Consider the following 18,644-nt stretch of genomic DNA (forward strand, 5'->3'; position numbering starts at 1 on the left):
GTTCTCCCGTTTTCAGAACGTATCGCTAAAGCGTAGCTGGACTTCAATCCGCGATCATAATCCTCGCCCGCTATGCGCACTATTGGGGAAAACCAGCATGATCTTATGAGCTTTGCTCATGAATAGGGCGCCATGCCATCACCGCGCTGGCAACGGCGAACAACGCCATAATCCACGCCATCGTCCACGGCGTGCCGTCGCGAAACCACGTCAGTAACAGCGAAGAGATAATCCCGCTGCCATATTGCAGCGAGCCGATCAGCGCCGAGGCGGATCCGGCAAACGCGGGTACGGTGTCGAGCGCGGCGGCGGTGGACGTCGCGGCAATAATGCCGTTCATCGAGAAAAAGAAGAACACCGTGACCATCACCGCAACCATCCCGCCGATGTGCATTTTCACCAGCATCGCCAGAATCACGCCAGCAATGGCGGCAAGTGCGACGGCGATTTTCAGCAGTTTATCCAGCGGATGGCGCTGCACCAGCCGCCGGTTCGCCGCGCTCATCCCCATCAAGCCGACAATATTGAGCGCAAACAGCCAGCCAAAATGTTGCGGTTCCACACCGAAATAACCGATATAGACGAACGGCGAACCGGTCACAAAGGCGTAGGCCGACACATAGAAAAACGTCAGGCACAGGGTGTAGCGCATAAACGCGCGGTTACGCAGCAGGGTGGTGTAATTGCGAAATACGCCGGGCAGCGAGGCTTTGACGCGTTTCTCAGCGGGCAACGTTTCGGGCAGGGCGAACAGGGAAAAAAACATCAACCCGCCAATGACCACCAACAGCCAAAAAATCGCATGCCAGGTCGTAATCTTAATCATCTGCCCGCCCGCCAGCGGCCCGATGATCGGCGCTATCGCCATAATAATCGTCAGGGTGGAGAGCATTTGCGCGGCGCGGGTGCGGACAAACAGATCGCGAATCATCGCGCGCGCCAGCATTGGCCCGGTGCAGGCGCCAAACGCCTGGAAAACCCGCCAGAACACCATCTGGTGAATTTCGGTCGACAGCGCGCAACCGGCAGAACCAATGACAAACAACACCATGCCGATAAACAACGGCGTGCGGCGGCCAATCGCATCACTCACTGGCCCCCACACCAGTTGCGCCAGCGCAAAACCAATCAAAAAGCCGGTGATCGTCAGTTCAATATCACCTTGTAATTCCCGCGCCATCAATGGCATGGCGGGCAGGTAAATATCTGTCGACAGAGAGGTGAAGGCCATCAGCGCGCTGAGGATCGCGAGAAACAGCGGCCCGTGTAGCTTAGTAGACATAAGATCCTGATTAAGTAACGAAGGGGGGATCCGACAAAGCGGAACGTTATCTTAAACAGGGCGACACAAATGATAAGGTCATTAAATCACAATGACGCTATGAGCCAGATTCATAAGCGGCTTCGGCGTAAACGCTTACAGCGAGACGGCGTGGTACCGGCAATTGACCTGGCGGTGGATCTCTATAACGCCATCTGATTGCGCTACGCTATTACAGTTGGTGGCGTGTCGGCGCTGGCTCCCGCGCTCAGGACAGCCAGAGCGGCTACATTATGTGAGGCAGGCGACGAACTGTGATCGGGTGAGCACGTATGATGCCGGGCTGCAATATCGATAAAACCATGCTCGGGTTTGAGCAATGAGGGGGAAAGAATGGATTTCACAGGATTAAGCGCGTTTGCGCTAACGCCGCTTCTCGACGACCGCCTGGATGAGGCGGCCTATGTCAGGCTGATTGAAAACCTTCGCGTGGCTGGTGTGGATTCCATCGGTGCGTTGGGTTCGACGGGGTGCTACCCCTATTTCAGCCGTACCGAACGGGCCAATGCGCTGCGCCTGGCGACGGAACATTCCGGTGCGATTCCGGTGATTGCCGGGGTTGGCGCGTTGCGTACCCGCGATGTGCTGTGGCTGGCAGAAGATGCGCAAAAAGCGGGCGTCAGTGCCGTTCTGCTGGCGCCGGTTTCCTACCATGCGTTAACCGAAGATGAAGTGTTCGATCTGTTCGAGGCGGTGACCCGTGAACTGTCGGTGCCGCTCTGTGTGTATGACAACCCTGCCACCACGCACTTTTCCTTTAGCGATGGGCTGATTGCCCGCATCGCGCAACTACCGAATATTGGCTCGATCAAAATTCCCCCGGTTTCCGCTGAGCTTGCCCCGCAACGGGTGGCGAAACTGCGTGCTGAAATCCCGGCGCATATTCGCTTAGGCATCAGCGGCGATGCCAGCGCGGTCGACGGCCTGAGTGCCGGTTGCGCAATCTGGTATTCGGTGACCGGCGGATTGTTCCCGCAGGCGGCATTGGCCATTTCCCGCGCGGCGATGGCGGGCGATATGGCACTGGCGCGTGCGCATTCGGCTGCGCTGCAACCGCTGTGGGATCTTTTCAAACGTTATGGCGGCAGTTTGCGCGTTATCGCCACGGCGGCAGAGCTGCTGGGCGCAGTCGCAGAACCCTGTTTACCACCGCCAGTCCAGACGCTAAAAGGCGCCGCGCGCCGCGATGTGGCGGAAGTGATAGAGACGTTGCGGTTAGTGGTTTGATGTTTTCGCCGGATGGCGGCTGCGCCTTATTCGGCCTACAGGCATTTGTATATCCCATTGACATATCCCAATGCTGAATTAAGCTGTGTCAGTATGAAATTTCATCAATGGAGGATCGAATGGAAAAAACGACACTCTTCAAAAGTAACCGTAGCCAGGCCGTGCGTTTGCCAAAAGCGGTGGCGTTACCGGAAGACGTTAAACACGTTGATATTATTGTCGTAGGCCGTACGCGCATTATCACCCCCGCAGGCGAAGGCTGGGATAGCTGGTTTGAGGGTGAAAATGTATCACCAGATTTTATGGCTTCACGGGAACAGCCGGGAGAGCAAGACAGGGAAGAGTTTTGATGCTCAAATTTATGCTTGATACAAATATCTGTATTTTCACCATAAAAAACAAACCTGACATCGTACGGCAGGCCTTTAATCAACATAGTGGGCAGATGTGCATCAGTTCCGTCACATTGATGGAACTGATTTACGGTGCTGAAAAATCGGCCATACCTGAAAAAAATCTACGTGTAGTCGAAGGGTTTACAGCGCGTCTGGAGGTTCTGCCATACAGCATCGAAGCGGCGGTGCATACCGGGCAATTACGTGCTGAACTGGCAAAAGCAGGAACCCCCATTGGCCCGTATGATGCCATGATCGGGGCGCATGCCCGCTCGCTCGGGCTGATACTTATCACCAACAATACACGCGAGTTTGTGCGTATTCCTGGCCTGCGTTTGCAGGATTGGACGACGCATTAACCCATCATGTCCCCATCCGCTTCGCCACAAACCGTGAGATCGCCGGGCCGGTGATCAGCACCAGAATAAAACGCCCGGTCTGCATCGCCATCACAAATGAGATATCAACCTGGCTCGACGAGGCGATAATCGCCACCGTATCGGCCCCGCCGGGGCTGGTGGCGAGGTAAGCGGTGAGCGGATCGATACCGGCGTATTTGACCAGTAAAAAAGCGAAACTGCAGCACACCGCAACCAGCGTCAGTACTGAGAGCAATACGCGCGGCAACGCGCGGGCGGCGTGCATTACAATCTCACGCGTAAAACGCAGGCCGATGGTCCAACCGATCATCGCGTAAGAAAGTGCCAGCAACCACGGCGGCAACTCCAGCGTTAACAAACCGGTATCTTCAACGAGGATTCCCAGCGCTAAGGTGATGAGCATTGGCCCGGACGGCATTTTCACCCACTGTGCAATCAAATAACCTGCCGCAATGACCAGCAATGTTCCGGCGAATGATAACCCGCGTATTGGGCCAAAAAGTGTAAACGCTGCCACCGCGTGATCCGGGCTGTCCGCGCCCATCCAAATGCGCGTCACTAATACAGCAAGCAGCGCGACAATCATTACCCGCAGATATTGCATGAAAGCGACAAGACGAACATCCGCGCCAAAACTTTCGGCCATTATCGTCATTGCCGCCGCCGCACCTGGCGAAGAGCCCCAAATAGCGGTGGAACCGGGGAAGACCTGTAATTTCGCCATAATCCAGCCGAGGATTGCGCTGGCGAAAATCACCGAAACAATACAGAGAATAAATACCGGCCAGTCGGCGGCAATCCTGCCAAATATCGAGGGTGGAATAGCATGCGCAATCATTGCGCCGACCACTGCCTGCGCGGCTCTGAAACATTTTTTACTGATGATGACCGGGCGTTTGAAAATAGCGAGAACAATGCCGGAAAACATTGGGCCAAGCAGCAATGCGGCAGGAAGATGAACAAATTCCATCAATGCCACTAAAACCACCGACAGCGCAATAAGCTGTAACCAGTGACAAAATGTGGGCGTGAATCTCGCCATTAGCGGCACCCCCTTTGCGCCGCAGCAACGGCGCTAAAACCCAGAAATGACATAACGCTTCCCGCAAAATAAAGAGTTGAAAAGCCAGGCATCGCTATCGACTGTAAGCGTTAACTTTCCGACCTGCAAATTTTCCTGGTGCCAATGTAAAGCGCTCTGCAATAAATCTGAGAAAAAATGGGCGAAATCAATATTTTTTAATATGAAACTTAACGTGATGATTAATATCTTTTTATAGGAATTGAAATTTACCTTGGCATGAAAATTCCTAAACTATCTTCGATATCCTTGCCAGATACAAACCTGCTAGCTAATTTCTTATTACCTTCACTGTGACCGTGTTTGTTAGAGCACTAATCATATTATAACCAGTGCAATTAATTGATTTAATTGCGCCCTAATGCTTTTTTCTCATTTTTTACTTCACATACACCAGGCATGATTCAGGCATGATCTCGGGCTTATTTTTCTTGAAACGAACATCGAATCATTCTTTGGCGGTTAGCTATGGGCGGTAGCGTGCCTGTTTCTAAGCAGGGGTGTTTTTAATATCGCTCCGCTATAAATGAAAGAATGACTCGATGTCGGTTTTACCGGCATACGCTGCGCGCTGTTCATCTGCGCATGAGAATTGACTTAGAAGGAAAATAGATATGGCTACCACTCCAGAAGATATCGCAAGCTTGTATCCGATTCCCACTTATCGCTTTATCGTTGCGCTTGGCGATGACCAGGTTCCTTTCTCCAGTGCCTCCGGGCTGGATATTAATTACGACACCATTGAATACCGCGACGGTATTGGTAACTGGTTTAAAATGCCAGGGCAACGGCAATCCGTCACGATTACCCTTTCTCAGGGAATATTCCCCGGACAAAACGCGCTTTACGAATGGATTAATTCCATTCAATACAATCGTGTAGAGAAAAAAGATATTTTAATTAGCCTGACTAATGACGCCGGGACAGAAGTCTTAATTAGTTGGGGAGTGTCGAATGCCTTTCCGACGGCGCTGTCATCTCCTTCGTTTGATGCCACCAGTAATGAAGTTGCTGTTCAGCAACTTACGCTGATGGCTGACCGAGTGACCTTGCAGGCGGGCAGTTAACACAGGAGTTGACGTATGGCGACCACCACCAGTTATCCCGGTGTTTATCTTAGCGAAGAGGCGGTGTCCAACTTTGTCGTGTCGTCTGCGGCCACCGCCGTGCCAGCGTTTGCGTTTCGGAAATATGCATGGGAACCTTCACATGATGGGAACATTTTCGTTTTCAATAACTGGGCTGAATTTCTCAAAGGCCAACATGGGAATGAGGGAGAATTCACGTATGCTGTTTCCATAAAGCTATGGTTTATGAATGGCGGCGGTAAGTGTTATCTGTTCCAAAAAAGTTACCTGGATGAATTATTGAATAAGTACGATGACATTACCTTAGTCGTCGCTGCGGGCACTGAAACCGATATATTTAATCAGATCACCAATTTCTCAAATCGAAGTGGTTATCAGGTTTTTCATTTGCTCGACTCGGCAAATTCGAAAATTGGCCCGGCGGATACGCAAAGCACCATTATGACGAATTATCCCGTTCTGGCGAATGCGGCAGTTTTTTATCCCTGGGGAAAATCTCAATTAGGGAATGATATTCCGCCCAGCGCCATGGCCGCAGCGGCAATTGCGCAAGCTGACAGCACACTCGGTGTCTGGAAAGCGCCTGCTAATTTGATAATCAATGGTGTGGCTTCGCTGAAATATCCGGTCAGTGATGACTTGCAAGGACGATTTAATCAGGGTAAAGCGCTGAATATGTTTCGTGAATATCCAGGTTCTGGCGTTATTTTATGGGGTGCCAGAACACTGGAAGACAGTGATAATTGGCGGTACATCCCCGTGCGTCGCTTATTTAATATGATTGAAACGGATGTTCGTCGGTCGTTAAATAAAGTGGTATTTGAAACGAATAATCCACCTACCTGGCAGCGCGTTAAATCTGCATTAAATAATTATCTCTACAGTTTGTGGCAGCAAGGGGCTTTGGTGGGAAATAGCCCGCAAGAAGCCTGGTTCGTTGAAGTGGGTAAAGGCATCACGATGACTGAAGGGGATATTAATCAGGGTAAGCTTATTATCAACCTTGGTCTGGCAGCCGTGCGTCCCGCTGAATTTATCCTCCTGCAATTCTCCCAAGATATTGCTCAATAATTTACAGGAACAAAATTATGTCAATCGAAACCATTGTCCCCGGTGTGTATATCGAAGAAGATGCCACCCCCGCGCTCTCCGTCAGCCTGGGGGCGACCGCGGTGCCACTCTTTGTCGGCAATTTTACACCCCTCACCAGCAATAGCAGCATTTCGGGTAAGGTTGTTCGCATCGCCGGCTGGTTGGATTTTACACAACTCTTTACCGTCAATAGCTCCGGGTATTCCGGCTCGGTGAAATTCATCTCTACTCCCCCTGCCGCGAGTAGTACATCGGCTGAAGTACCCGCTGAGGGTTCGGGAACCGACACTGGCACAGAAACAGATGGTGCCTCTGCGACGTCAGCGGCGGCAGATGATGAGGATTCGGGCGCTTATACATACCGGATCGATGAACCTGAAATCACCTCGACAACCGCGACGCTGGCATTGCAACTCTACTTTCAGAATGGTGGCAACCCTTGCTATGTTTATGCCCTTGCAGACGCCACCGCCGGCGAGGATCTCGACGCTCTGCTTCCGGCGATGGAAGAAGTTGATGACATCACCTTACTGGTGGCGCTGGACGCGGATGGCACTTATCGTGAAGCGGTCTACGGTGCTGTCGCCAGCGCGCTGGGGCAAAGCAAAGGTTATTTTCTGATTGCCGACAGCGCAGACGGCGCAGTACCCGCTTCCGTGAAAGGAACGAGCCACGTAGGGGTTTATTACCCCTCGCTCAACGTGACACCGGGTAAACTCAGTGAAAGGGATGTCACCGTCACAGACTATCTTGACGCAAGCAACCCAACAAACTCGGTGATTAAGACCCTTGCGGATCTGCGTGTAGTAAATGCGGAGCAAGCAAATAAAGTGGTTGAAACGCTGACCCCCCTCATTCCGACAGTGATCAATGTCCCTCCCTCTGCGGCGATTGCCGGTATCTACTGCAAAACTGACCGCGAGCGCGGTGTGTGGAAAGCGCCGGCCAATGTGATTCTCAATGGTGTGTCGGACGTCAGCGTGCGCGTCTCCGATGATAAACAGGGGACGATGAACGAAGACGGGGTGAATGTTATCCGCTACTTCAGCGATCGCGGCGTGGTGGTTTGGGGTGCCCGTACCCAGCAGAACGACGATAACTGGCGCTATATCCCGGTGCGTCGGCTGTTTGATACCGCCGAGCGCGATATCAAAAAAGCGATGCGACCGGTGGTTTTCGAGCCGAACAGCGCCCCGACCTGGACACGCGTCTGGGCGGCCATCGACAGCTATTTGTATGGCATCTGGCAAAAAGGCGGTCTGGCGGGAAACAGCCCGGAAGAAGCCTATTTTGTGCGCATTGGTAAAGGGATAACCATGACCGAAGAAGATATCAACCAGGGCAAGATGATTGTTCAGGTTGGGATGGCTGCCGTGCGTCCTGCGGAATTCATCATTCTGCAATTTACACAAAATATGGCGCAGTAACGCGCTGGCTACTGCTCTATTTCCCGCACAAAAGGAGCCATTCTGATGGCAATGGTACTCCCGAGGGTATCGGTTGGCGGTACCCTTTTAACGGCCGAATCTTCTGATGATCCGGTGACAATACCGCTCTTTATCGGCTACACCGCGAAGGTGGAAAAAAGCGGGTTGCCTGTCAGCATCTCTTCACTCGCCGAAGCGAGCGCAGTCTGGGGTGATACCGGCACAATGGCCTGGTCTTTACGTCACTTCTTCGACAACGGAGGACGGCTTTGTTATGTCCTTTCGCTCGGCGACACGGCGCAGTGGAGCAGCGCCGCCGACAGATTAGACGCGCTGGTGGCGGCGTTACAGACACCGGAAGTGATGTCGGCGGTGATTGAAGATAACCATACCGGGTTGCTTCTGGCGCCTGAACTCAGTGAGTTGAACGACATCGAAACGGATACCGTCGATCTCTGGTATCAGGGATGGCAGGCGCTGCTGGAGCTGGCGGTGTATGAACGCCGTTTCGCGCTACTGGAGCTGCCCGAAGTCCCGGGAACCGCCGTTAAGCTGGCGCAGATGTCATTTTCCGCAGACTACTGCCGCAACGCTGCGGCATGGTGGCCGCGTCTTGAAACCAGCTATGCCGATGATCTCGACAGCACCATCAGCCATCGGTTGCTTTCAGCGTTGCCAGCGGTGGCGGCGGCGATTCAACGCAGCGCGAAAGCGTATGGCGTCTGGAAAGCGCCCGCCAATATCGCCCTGACCAAAACCATTCGCCCGACCAATGACGCGGCGTTGTCGCAGACCCTGTTTACCCAGACAGGCGTCTATGCGAACCCGATCTGTAGTTTTCCCGGTAAAGGCGTCTATTTATGGGGCTGCCGCACATTGCTGAACGATGCCGGCTCGCCCTGGCGCTTTATCCAGATTCGCTTGCTGGTCAACAGCATCGAAAACCGACTGAAATTTATTGCCCGTGCATTTGTGTTTGAACCGAATAATGCGCTGACGTGGATGAAGCTGAAAGGGCAAATCTGGTCCTGGCTGCGCCAGCAATGGCTCGCCGGCGCGTTTTACGGCACTCAGGAGGAAGACGCGTTCAGTGTCGCCGTTGGGCTGGATGAAACCATGACGGCGGACGATCTCAGCGCGGGGAAAATGATCGTCAACATTCAACTGGCGTTACTCGCCCCCGCTGAGTTTATCGATCTGACGATCACGCTGGATGCTCGCGCCAGCGCCACACAATTTGAGGAGAGCGCATGATGGAAAACCTACCGGCTGTCTCTCACCGATTTATGGTTAATTTCCTTTTTAACTACATTCCCAGCCCGCTGGATATCGCCTTTCAACGCGTCTCCGGCCTGGGGCGTGAACTGTCTGTCACCCAGCATCGTGAAGGGGGTGAAAACGCCCAAAATATCTGGCTGGCGGACAAGGTTGAACACGGTTCATTAGTGCTGGAGCGCGGCGTGATGATGCTTTCTCCGCTCACGCTGCAATTCGACCGCGTGTTACGTCGGGAAAGTACGGCCTGGGCCAACGTCGTCATTATGTTGCTGGATCACAACATGCTGTTGCCCGTGACGGTCTGGACCATCAGCAATGCGCTGCCGGTGAGTTGGCGTATGGGCGATCTGGATGCCAACAGTAACTCGATATTGATCAACACGCTTGAGCTTCGTTATCAGGATATGCGGGTACTGGGGACCAAACTATGACCATTGAAATCAATGAGCTCATTATCGAGGCGCACATCACCGACTCGCCGCCAGCCGACACCGGGCCGCGGTTTTCGCCGGTATCGGGCGCGTTAGACGAAGAGTATCTGATTGAAAAACTCAAACAGGAAATCGTTGAATACCTGATTGAACGGGAGTTGCTATGAGCTTACTCGACCGAAGCCTCGCAAAACTGACGATCTCCGCCTGGAAAGATCGCGAGGGGAAAATCCCCGCCGGGAAAATGCAGGTGATGTACAACCCGGAAAGTATCCAGCTCGATTATCAAACGCGCTACAGCACGGAGGAGACAATTAATAAATCCGTGCAGACTAATCGCTATGTGATTTCGGAGCCCTCCGGGCTTGGGTTGAACCTGTTATTCGATGCCGACTTACCGGGCAATAGCACCTCCATTGAAAGCCAAATGGAGATGCTGAAATTTCTCTGCGCGGTAGATGCCTCGACCGATACGCCCCATTTCCTGCAAATCACCTGGGGCAATATGCGTTGGGAAAATAAAGGGTATTTCGCCGGACGTGCCAGTGAATTATCGATTAATTACACCCTGTTCGATCGCAACGCGGCGCCGCTGCGCGCCACGGCGCGTCTCTTGCTGGTGGCGGATGCCAGTATCGTGATTCAAAACGCGGAGAAACAGTTACTGTCGCCAACCAGTACGCTGCTCAATATCGCCGATAAAGCCACTCTCGCGTTGATGGCAGTAAGCGCCGCCGCATCGCTCGCCGCGAATATCGATTACCTCTCCCTTGCCTGGCAAAACGATATGGATAACCTGGACGACTTCAGCATCGGCGGCAGTTTGCTGGTACAAACGGGGGCGGGCAATGAATGACATCGCGTTGAAAATTGGCAATCAAACCAGCTCGCTGGGTATCCGTTGGCTGCGCGTGTTGCAGCAAATCAACGAAATACCTGCCGCCCGGCTGGAGTTGATTTTGCCCACCGACAATAACGACACCAGCGATACCGCCCTGGCAACGGAAGTCGGCCGCCTCTCGCCTGGCGTCAGCATCGAAATTAGCCTCGACAAAGTCGCGCTGTTCACCGGTTTTTTAACCCAGAAAAAAGTGCAACTTCGTGGGGCGCAGCGGGTAATAAAAATTGAAGCGCGCCATGCATTACAAAAGCTGGCGTGGCCGCCGCGCAGCGACCTTTATCGCCAACAAACCGATCGGGCGATCCTGACCTCGCTGTTTAACAAGGCCTCGGTGAAAACCACCGTCAATGTCGACGCAAAATTAACGGCGGTTCATGAGCAGATGGTGCAATACCGTGTCAGCGACTGGAATTTTATCTGCCGACGCATGAAAGCCTCCAACTGCTGGCTGGTACCGGACGCCGCCAGCAATGCCGTGACGGTGAAGGCGCTGAAAGTCCCCGCCTCGGCGGCGCTCACCTTTAAGCAGTATGACGAGAAAGAAAAATATGCCCTGTATGAGCTGGATCTCAGTTTCGACAACCGCTTTGTTCTCGATACCCTGGCAATACAGGGCTGGGATGTGAGTGAGCAGTCGCTCAATACACCGCAGTTGGCAAAAAACGACGCTTTTGTCCCCTGGAAACCCGCCGCAAGTGCAGCCACTTCGCCGCAAAGCGGCGGCACCCATGATTACAAGCTGGCATTTAGCTACTTCCCGGAGAACGACCTGAGCACGTTATCGCGTTCATGGGTGAATTATCACCAGATGAGCGGTGCGCAGGGATCGCTGGTGATGGAAGGTTCGCGCAGCATTGCGCCCGGCGACAGTATTGCGCTGGATGATTTTGGTGCCGGGCTGGACGGCACGGCGCTGGTTTCTGGGGTGGAACAGATAATTGATACCGAAAATGGATGGCGCACCCGGTTGCTGATCGGCATGCCTGTCAGCCAGATGGAGGCTGATATCACCGGCACGTTGCATATCGGCACGGTCGCTGATTACAACCCCGACCCGCAAAATATCGAGCGTATTCCAGTGGTTATTCCGGCGCTGAATGTCGCGGGGGAATACCTGTTTGCCCGCTTGGGTAAACCGTATGCCAGTAAAGCGAGCGGTTTCTGTTTTTACCCGGAGCCTGGCGATGAAGTGGTATTGGGGTTTATTGAAGGCGCGTACTGCTACCCGGTCATTCTCGGTTCAATGCACAACCCGAAAAATAAATCGCCGTTTGCTCCTGATAAAAAGAACAACCAAAAAGCCCTGGTGGTGAACAAAAACAACATTACGCAGCAGTTCTTGATCGATCTGGATGCGAAAACGTTAACGCTGTCGGCGGATAACGGCAGCAAAGTGGTGGTGGACGCCAATACGCAACTACAAGTCAATGCTCAGGATATGACCTGGCAGGCCGCCAACAAATTTACGATCAACGGCAAATCGCAAGTGGAAATCATCAGTGCCAGCATCAACATGAAAAATTAACCATTGGGCTTTGGAGGAACGATGAGTAGCGAAAAATATGTTGAATCTCTTGGCCGCAGTTGGGCGTTTCCGCCGCAGTTCAGCGTGGCTGAAGGCGTCAAAATGGCAGACGGCGTCGATTCGGTATTACAAAGTCTGGTGGTGCTGTTTATGACCGAGCCTGGCGAGCGAATCATGCGTGAAACCTACGGCGGCGGGCTGAATGAATTCCTCTTTGAAAACATTACCGATGAGTTGCTGGCCTCAATTCGTAACCATATTGAAGACGCCGTGCTGCTAAATGAACAACGTGCGGAAGTCAGTGAAATTCTTATTCAACAAGCGAAAAACGATGTGAGTCGGTTGCTGATTCAAATCACCCTGAAGCTCATCGGCAGCGATATGACCGAGACCGTTTCCGGCACGCTGGATGTCAACGAAGGTTATGCGCTGAGGTTGTTATGAGCTATTTCGTGATTGTCGACAACGACACGCTGCAGTTTGGCACCACCTTTGGCATGTATACGGTAACACCCACCGAGCCGTGCATGATCAAAGCCTCCGGGATTGCGCAGATCCTGAATAAAAAAGTGTGTGTGGTCGGTGATGAAAAAAAAGTGTCGATAAAGGCAACGTATATGAATGCGACCTACCCAACACCGGGTACCGGTAGCATCACCATCACCAGCCTGGCGGCGGATCAGCAAGCCACATTTGCCCTGTCGACGGCACCGCTTATCGTTATCGGCAGCCAGTTTATTGCGCTGTTTACACCCCAGGCGCCAGCCAGCAATCCGCAGGGGCCGGAAGCGGCGCCGTCGCCGCAGCCGGGTAACGGCAAGTTCATGAATTCTCAAACCTTTGTCACGACGGGATAAGTTCACCTGTTATTGCATTCAGCACGCGTTACGACCATCCCGTTTTTACTTAACTGAGGGCGGATAATGCCATGCCTGATTTAGACGAACTAAAAGCGAAACTGGCGGATGTTATTGTCGATGACTCTTTCCAGCTCGAAGAGAGAACGCCAGCACAATTACTTGAATTTGTGGATCAATATACCAACCTCGTCCGTTTCGCCAGCGACGATAATAGCTTGTGGAGTGATTTCTGGTTTACCAATATCACCGCGCAGCAATTGAGTGATATTTATCTCAATGTGGCGCTGGACAATAAAATTTTGCCAGTGCAACAGACTTTTCTATTGCTGTTATTAGGCTTGCTGGAAACGCCGAAATTATTACTGAACACGGTTCCCGACAGGCATCGCACCCTCTATTACCAGCAGCTATTGGGCTTTAAAACGGGAGCGATAAAACCGGATACGGTGGCGGTCAGTTTTAACCTCAAAAGCAACAGCAAAGCGTTCTTGTTACCCGCGGGTACGCTGCTGGACGCCGGGCAGGATGCGGCGGGCAACAATATTACTTACCAGACCGACGCCGATGTACTGATAAACCACCAACTGCTTAACAGCCTGTGCTGGACAACGCAGGATGCGAGCGGCAATTGGCAATTGATGACGGCACTGGATGTCGATAACAATATTGCCTTGCCGGATGGCGGCATCCGCCTCTTCGGCGAGGCCGATAGCATGGAAACGCTGCAACGCAATGTGGTGATTGATGCCGCTTTAATCCGCCTCAGCGGCGATATCAGCGTCACGGTCTTCTCCGGCGATGTGACCCGCAGCGCCAGCGAAATCACGCCGATCCTTTCCCTGCAAGGCCAGCAACAGACGCCGCTGGTTTTTCGTGCCACGCGCGCCAGCGGCGGTGAACTACTCTACCGTCTGCCTTCAACCCTGCTACAAAAAGACTGGCACCAGGATGCCATCGCCCGGACGAATGCTTCCCTGCAACTAAAATTCCCGGCCGGGAAAGCCGCTGCGCTACCCACGTCTTATTCCGTCACCATTAGCCAGTCGCAGGAAATTGGTTATATTCCTCAGGAAGGCCAGGGCTATATCGATAGCTTCAGTTATCCGTTTGGCAGCCAGCCTGTTCTCGGCAGCAGTTTTGAACTCACGTTGCCCACTGCGTTTATCGAAACCGGCGGTACGCTGACCATTTCACCCCAATGGGCCAGTCTGCCAACGGAAAACTTCGCGCTGTGGTACGCCCGTTACAGCAATCCTCCGGCGGATAACACCGTCTTTATGGCCAACCTCTATTTGGTACAGCCGTCCGGTGAAATGACTTTGCTTGGGGAACAGTCGCTCTTTTCCGGCAGCGCCGCGCCGCAGATGCAGCCGCTCACTGTCACGCTTCCTGACGATTTGGATGCCGATTCAGGGGATTACAGCATCCGGGTGGAACTCAGCGGCTCGGATTTCCATCATCAGGAGTGGGCCAATGATCCCGCGGGGAAAAATGCCCCCTGGACACCGCAAGTCAGCCGCATTGACACGCAGTTCTCACAAACCTTCACCCTTGCGCAAATCCTCGACCGCTCGGTTTTGCTGCGCGATGGCGACGTGATGCAGCAGGTCATCTATGTCGGCCTGAGTAACGTTGCGGATGGCGATTCCATCTCCATTTACTGGGACTTGCAATCGCTGGTCGCCCTGCCGCTGACCTGGTATTACACCACCGGCGAAGGGGTGTGGCAGGCGCTGGATGCTACCCTCAACGATGGCACGCAAGGGTTATTCATCAGTGGGTTATGGCAGGCAATTCTGCCGGGTGACGCCGGGACCGGCGGCGATGGTTTGTCGGAGGACTATTTCTGGCTAAAAGGCGTGCCGACAACCAGCATCAACACGGATGACGTGCCGAAAGTCCGCGATTTGTTTACCAATGCGGCGACCGCCACGCTCAACCTGAGCGGCGATGTCGACAGCAGCCACTTTGATCAGCCGCTACCGGCGGGCAGCATCAGCCAGTTAGTCTCACCGCTTGTTCAGATCAGTAGTATCAGCCAAACGCGACCGTCTGTTGGAGGCCAGGCTCGGGAAACCACCGCCGAACTGTTTGAGCGCGCCGCCGGGCGCATTGCCACCCGCCATCGCGCCATCACCTGGCAGGATATGCGCCATATGCTGCTGGATCAGTACCCTGAGCTTTATGACATCCATTTTCTTGATGTGAGCAAATTGCTCACGATTCCCGCCCTGACCGAGCAGGTACTGGTGGTGATTCCCGGCAGTAACGCCAGTGATAATGACGACACCTTGCGCCCGGCCTTGAGCGCAGGGCGACTGCAGAAAATGGGTGAGTGGCTTAAACAGTTCACCAGTCCGTGGGCGAACCCGGAACTCATCAACCCGATTTACGTCAATGTTATCGCGCGTTATCAGGTGACTTTTCTTGATGATGTGAACCCCAATTACGGTTATCAGCAGTTGTCGGAGTGGTTGCAACAACGCTATATGCCCTGGGGCTCAGATGTGAAGCAGGTGGTGGCACCGGGCAACCAGATTGATTACTACCAGCTTCTTGCCACCATTCAACAACACCCACTGGTAAAAAATGTGGTGGCGCTTGAACTGGTCGATGAGAGCGGCGCCACGCATCAGGAAACGATCGTGGCAAAAGAAAACGAGGTGTTAATTCTTACCCCACAGGTAAAAGCTTAGCGCCTGAATGGAGCCGCATATGTCTAAAGAAAATGCCTTATTCACGCTGGTTAAAGAAGATATCGATTTCGACACGCTGTGGCAGCAGGTCACGGAAAGCCTGGATGCCCTGTGTGGCGATCTCTGGACCGACACCACGGATCACGATCCCGGCGTCACGCTGCTGCAGGCGACGACCTGGAACGATTCCGATATTGGCTATCGCTTATCCCTGTCGCTCAACGATTTATTAACCGAGGCGGGGAAAAGCACCCTGTTTCCGCCCGACTTCGGGCCGCAGGGAACGCTATGTTGCAACACGGTCACCGCCGAGGATTACCGCCGCGCGATACGTGATATTCACAGCAGTGATATCGGACTCGGCAGCCAGGGATTCATCTTCGACGATTGCGCCCTCATCAGAGAGCCGGAGGACAGCAGCAACACGTATCGCTGGTGGTATGACAAAGTCAACCGGGACTATACCTTTACCAGGCCGGATGACGCGGACGACACCGAATGGCAGGAATTAACGCTGCGCGGCAATAACTGGCTCTATCTGGTGCCGTCCCGCTACACGCTGGCGCTTTCAACGGCAGACCGGGCAACTGTGGATGCCTGGCTGGCGGATTTCCTCGCCAGCCACCGTAATCTCGGCGAGTTTTTCGCCCGGGTTATCTGGATGCAGCCCGTTGATTTTAATCTGCAACTGGAGATTGGCCTGAGCAGCGATGTGGCGAACGTCGCGGCGGTTGTCGCGCAAATCTATGAAGCGACCAGCATGCAGCTTATTACGCCTGCTGAACGCTACACCACCGCGCAGATGCGCGAAAAAGGCTACCTTGATGAGGAGATTTTTGAGGGGCCGTTCCTGCAGCATGGCTGGCAGGTTGATGAACCGACGCGTATCTCAGACGAGGGCATGACGGTGAGTTTAAGCTCACTGGCTAACCGTCTGTTAAAAATTGACGGAGTGGAAAGTGTGAATGCCGTTTCGCTGCCGTCACTGCCGGTGCATGTATGGGCAGTCAGTACCGATAAATGGGCCTGGCGATTTGACGCCGGTTACTACCCCCGGCTGTGGGGGGCCGATCCGCTTGCCTTGCTGGCGGGCGACACCAGCCCGCTGACGTTGGTGATCAAAGGGGGGATTTACCAAAAGCCGGATGCCGCGACCATCAGCCAGAACCTCAGCATACAGCAATTGATTGTGACGACCCCGGAAGAGCTGCCTGCGGGAACCCGGCGTGATTTCAGCCGTTATGTCCCCGTGGGCGACCGGTTGCCTGCCTGTTACCAGTTGCAACAGCCACTGCTCCAGGCAGAGAAAACGGTTCCGGAACTTCATCAGTTTCTGCTACCGGTGGATCAACTGCTGGCGGATATGTGTGCCGAAATCGCACTGATACCGCAGCTTTTGTCGTTTGACGATCGCAAAGGGGTGATTCGCGGCACGCAGTGGCCCTACAGCAGCGGCAGCGTGAATGGGAACGTGCATGTCGCTTATGAGCCGAGTCTAAAAACATACCTGGAAAGCGATGTCGCCATCTTTGGTGCCGATGGCAAAACGCCATTAAGCGCCAATTTCTCTCGCGAGCTGGCGTTCTTACAGTATCTGCTGGGTTATTTTGGTACCTCGCGCGCGTCGCGTCCGTTAACCCTGGATTTGTTCGATTTCCTGCTGACGCAACGTGCTTATCTCGCCCAGCAACCCGAACTGGGCTATGACCGCATTAACATTCAGATCAATAAAGTTTCCGCCCTGCAAAAGCGCATTACCGCCATCATTGGCCTGAATGGCGAATGTTTTAAAGAAAACCCAGACTTAAGTAACCTTCCTTTTTATTTGCTCGAGCACAGACAATTAATCCCTCTTGTGTCATCTGACGAGTATGCCGAAGAGCAAACACCGTCGAATTTTCAGATCAATGGTGCTGTTGTCAGCATTACCCAGCCAGGGAGTGCAGGGAAAATTGTGGTCGGCCAGTTAATCGATCTCATCGCACTTGTGGGGGACAGAAAAGAGTCGGCAAAACAACAAATGGTCACTAGCGTGAATGGCGACACATTTACGCTCAATGTGGATACCAGTTATCAGTTGGAAAGTAATCTTGCTGTCTTCCAGACGGCATGGAGCAGCCACCTTTTGACCTGGCAAAACAGTACGACCTGGCTGCAGGATATGAGTTTCCCACTAAACTATGCGCCGGCCGCACAGCAGCCCGCCGACACTTCGCAGCGGCTATTGCTCAGTAATGATCAAAGTCCTTTTCCTTCCATGGTTACGGTAGGGGATGAAATCACCATTGAACTGGCGAATTTGGCTACAACGCCAATGGAGGCGGCGAGTGCCACTATTGTCCCCGCCGCTGATGAAGACTGGTTTTTGAATGCAACGGTCATCGCGACAGATCCGCTTCAGGGCACATTGCTGATTGAGAAAGTGGCAGGCAGCCAATACGATTTTCCGGATGCCCAGGGCAGTTGGCGTTACCAGTGGTATTTTACAGATTCAGCCTATGCAACCACCGATCGTTTCTCTTTTGTTATTAGCCTGGTACTTAACCGCAGTTTATTGCTCAATCAAAATATCGTGCCCGATAAATTAATTACCTGGATGCTACAGGTCGTCATGGAGCAATTCCCTGCGCATGTATCGTTAATCAATCACTGGATGAGCGATTCTGCATTTAAAAACTTTGCACAAACTTATGCTCGCTGGCAGAACGGCGGTAATCCATTGGGTGACGATGCGTGGTCCATTTTGCAAATGCTAACGCTGGGTCATTTGCCTGTAACCGTGTTGGGGATCGGTTCAATGCGTATTGCCAGCGCTGAACAAGCGAGCCAGGTCGTCGGAACTGACGGGAGCCAATGGAATACGGCTGTCATTACCCAGGAACAGCTGTTCTATATCCCTCTGATAGCTGAAGCCGCTTAGCCACTTATAGCAGGAGAAAAAT

General features: G+C 53.2%; 17 protein-coding genes. 15 read left to right on the plus strand and 2 right to left on the minus strand.

Going from position 1 to position 18,644, the window contains the following annotated elements; all coding sequences use genetic code 11:
- Positions 1-103: 103 nt before the first annotated feature.
- On the minus strand, positions 104-1,282 hold the full coding sequence (locus AAEY27_RS00380; RefSeq protein WP_342323000.1) for a multidrug effflux MFS transporter: 1,179 nt from the start codon (positions 1,280-1,282) through the stop codon (positions 104-106).
- Between the two features lie 372 nt (positions 1,283-1,654).
- On the opposite strand from AAEY27_RS00380, the gene AAEY27_RS00385 reads away from it, so the two are divergent.
- The 3 genes from AAEY27_RS00385 to vapC all read left to right on the plus strand — a co-directional run bounded on the left by AAEY27_RS00385 (position 1,655) and on the right by vapC (position 3,302).
- Positions 1,655-2,548, plus strand: coding sequence for a dihydrodipicolinate synthase family protein (locus AAEY27_RS00385; RefSeq protein WP_342323001.1), 894 nt, complete (start codon positions 1,655-1,657; stop codon positions 2,546-2,548).
- Between the two features lie 119 nt (positions 2,549-2,667).
- Positions 2,668-2,898, plus strand: a complete 231-nt coding sequence (gene vapB, locus AAEY27_RS00390) for a type II toxin-antitoxin system VapB family antitoxin (RefSeq protein ID WP_342323002.1) — start codon at positions 2,668-2,670, stop codon at positions 2,896-2,898.
- Positions 2,898-3,302: a type II toxin-antitoxin system tRNA(fMet)-specific endonuclease VapC gene (gene vapC / locus AAEY27_RS00395; protein WP_342323003.1), complete on the plus strand. Its 405-nt coding sequence runs from the start codon at positions 2,898-2,900 to the stop codon at positions 3,300-3,302. Before vapB ends, vapC begins: the two co-directional genes overlap by 1 nt.
- A gap of 4 nt (positions 3,303-3,306) precedes the next feature.
- Here the strand turns inward: vapC and AAEY27_RS00400 are convergent, their stop codons facing one another.
- Positions 3,307-4,365 carry an AbrB family transcriptional regulator gene (locus AAEY27_RS00400; RefSeq protein WP_342323004.1) on the minus strand — a complete coding sequence of 353 codons (1,059 nt, stop codon included), beginning with the start codon at positions 4,363-4,365 and terminating at the stop codon, positions 3,307-3,309.
- A 653-nt stretch (positions 4,366-5,018) separates the two neighbouring features.
- Here AAEY27_RS00400 and AAEY27_RS00405 point away from each other — a divergent pair.
- From AAEY27_RS00405 to AAEY27_RS00460, 12 genes are all read left to right on the plus strand, one after another.
- Positions 5,019-5,471, plus strand: a complete 453-nt coding sequence (locus AAEY27_RS00405) for a phage tail protein (protein WP_342323005.1) — start codon at positions 5,019-5,021, stop codon at positions 5,469-5,471.
- Positions 5,472-5,486: 15 nt separating this feature from the next.
- On the plus strand, positions 5,487-6,563 hold the full coding sequence (locus AAEY27_RS00410) for a phage tail sheath family protein (protein WP_342323006.1): 1,077 nt from the start codon (positions 5,487-5,489) through the stop codon (positions 6,561-6,563).
- Between the two features lie 17 nt (positions 6,564-6,580).
- Positions 6,581-8,011, plus strand: a complete 1,431-nt coding sequence (locus AAEY27_RS00415; RefSeq protein WP_342323007.1) for a phage tail sheath family protein — start codon at positions 6,581-6,583, stop codon at positions 8,009-8,011.
- Positions 8,012-8,056: 45 nt separating this feature from the next.
- Entirely contained in the window at positions 8,057-9,265 is a 1,209-nt protein-coding gene (locus tag AAEY27_RS00420) for a phage tail sheath C-terminal domain-containing protein (protein WP_342323008.1), read from the plus strand.
- Positions 9,265-9,720: a phage tail protein gene (locus AAEY27_RS00425; protein WP_342325682.1), complete on the plus strand. Its 456-nt coding sequence runs from the start codon at positions 9,265-9,267 to the stop codon at positions 9,718-9,720. The genes AAEY27_RS00420 and AAEY27_RS00425 overlap by 1 nt, the downstream gene beginning before the upstream one ends.
- On the plus strand, positions 9,717-9,887 hold the full coding sequence (locus tag AAEY27_RS00430; protein ID WP_342323009.1) for a DUF5908 family protein: 171 nt from the start codon (positions 9,717-9,719) through the stop codon (positions 9,885-9,887). Before AAEY27_RS00425 ends, AAEY27_RS00430 begins: the two co-directional genes overlap by 4 nt.
- Positions 9,884-10,576, plus strand: a complete 693-nt coding sequence (locus tag AAEY27_RS00435; RefSeq protein WP_342323010.1) for a hypothetical protein — start codon at positions 9,884-9,886, stop codon at positions 10,574-10,576. Before AAEY27_RS00430 ends, AAEY27_RS00435 begins: the two co-directional genes overlap by 4 nt.
- On the plus strand, positions 10,569-12,146 hold the full coding sequence (locus AAEY27_RS00440; RefSeq protein WP_342323011.1) for a phage baseplate assembly protein V: 1,578 nt from the start codon (positions 10,569-10,571) through the stop codon (positions 12,144-12,146). The genes AAEY27_RS00435 and AAEY27_RS00440 overlap by 8 nt, the downstream gene beginning before the upstream one ends.
- A gap of 21 nt (positions 12,147-12,167) precedes the next feature.
- Entirely contained in the window at positions 12,168-12,590 is a 423-nt protein-coding gene (locus AAEY27_RS00445) for a GPW/gp25 family protein (protein WP_342323012.1), read from the plus strand.
- Positions 12,587-13,003: a hypothetical protein gene (locus AAEY27_RS00450; protein WP_342323013.1), complete on the plus strand. Its 417-nt coding sequence runs from the start codon at positions 12,587-12,589 to the stop codon at positions 13,001-13,003. The genes AAEY27_RS00445 and AAEY27_RS00450 overlap by 4 nt, the downstream gene beginning before the upstream one ends.
- A gap of 71 nt (positions 13,004-13,074) precedes the next feature.
- Positions 13,075-15,702, plus strand: a complete 2,628-nt coding sequence (locus AAEY27_RS00455; RefSeq protein ID WP_342323014.1) for a hypothetical protein — start codon at positions 13,075-13,077, stop codon at positions 15,700-15,702.
- Positions 15,703-15,721: 19 nt separating this feature from the next.
- Positions 15,722-18,622 (plus strand): hypothetical protein, encoded by a 2,901-nt coding sequence (locus AAEY27_RS00460; RefSeq protein ID WP_342323015.1) that lies wholly within the window; start codon positions 15,722-15,724, stop codon positions 18,620-18,622.
- Positions 18,623-18,644 lie beyond the last annotated feature (22 nt).

The organism is Kosakonia sp. BYX6 (assembly GCF_038449125.1).
In the GTDB taxonomy this organism is placed as follows: domain Bacteria; phylum Pseudomonadota; class Gammaproteobacteria; order Enterobacterales; family Enterobacteriaceae; genus Kosakonia; species Kosakonia calanthes.

Coding starts and splice junctions, on each gene's coding strand:
- AAEY27_RS00445 (WP_342323012.1), top strand. CDS start 12,168: ATGAGTAGCGAAAAATATGTTGAATCTCTTGGCCGCAGTTGGGCGTTT.
- AAEY27_RS00415 (WP_342323007.1), top strand. CDS start 6,581: ATGTCAATCGAAACCATTGTCCCCGGTGTGTATATCGAAGAAGATGCC.
- AAEY27_RS00425 (WP_342325682.1), top strand. CDS start 9,265: ATGGAAAACCTACCGGCTGTCTCTCACCGATTTATGGTTAATTTCCTT.
- AAEY27_RS00410 (WP_342323006.1), top strand. CDS start 5,487: ATGGCGACCACCACCAGTTATCCCGGTGTTTATCTTAGCGAAGAGGCG.
- AAEY27_RS00400 (WP_342323004.1), bottom strand. CDS start 4,365: ATGGCGAGATTCACGCCCACATTTTGTCACTGGTTACAGCTTATTGCG.
- AAEY27_RS00440 (WP_342323011.1), top strand. CDS start 10,569: ATGAATGACATCGCGTTGAAAATTGGCAATCAAACCAGCTCGCTGGGT.
- vapC (WP_342323003.1), top strand. CDS start 2,898: ATGCTCAAATTTATGCTTGATACAAATATCTGTATTTTCACCATAAAA.
- AAEY27_RS00430 (WP_342323009.1), top strand. CDS start 9,717: ATGACCATTGAAATCAATGAGCTCATTATCGAGGCGCACATCACCGAC.
- AAEY27_RS00455 (WP_342323014.1), top strand. CDS start 13,075: ATGCCTGATTTAGACGAACTAAAAGCGAAACTGGCGGATGTTATTGTC.
- vapB (WP_342323002.1), top strand. CDS start 2,668: ATGGAAAAAACGACACTCTTCAAAAGTAACCGTAGCCAGGCCGTGCGT.
- AAEY27_RS00450 (WP_342323013.1), top strand. CDS start 12,587: ATGAGCTATTTCGTGATTGTCGACAACGACACGCTGCAGTTTGGCACC.
- AAEY27_RS00420 (WP_342323008.1), top strand. CDS start 8,057: ATGGCAATGGTACTCCCGAGGGTATCGGTTGGCGGTACCCTTTTAACG.
- AAEY27_RS00435 (WP_342323010.1), top strand. CDS start 9,884: ATGAGCTTACTCGACCGAAGCCTCGCAAAACTGACGATCTCCGCCTGG.
- AAEY27_RS00405 (WP_342323005.1), top strand. CDS start 5,019: ATGGCTACCACTCCAGAAGATATCGCAAGCTTGTATCCGATTCCCACT.
- AAEY27_RS00380 (WP_342323000.1), bottom strand. CDS start 1,282: ATGTCTACTAAGCTACACGGGCCGCTGTTTCTCGCGATCCTCAGCGCG.
- AAEY27_RS00385 (WP_342323001.1), top strand. CDS start 1,655: ATGGATTTCACAGGATTAAGCGCGTTTGCGCTAACGCCGCTTCTCGAC.
- AAEY27_RS00460 (WP_342323015.1), top strand. CDS start 15,722: ATGTCTAAAGAAAATGCCTTATTCACGCTGGTTAAAGAAGATATCGAT.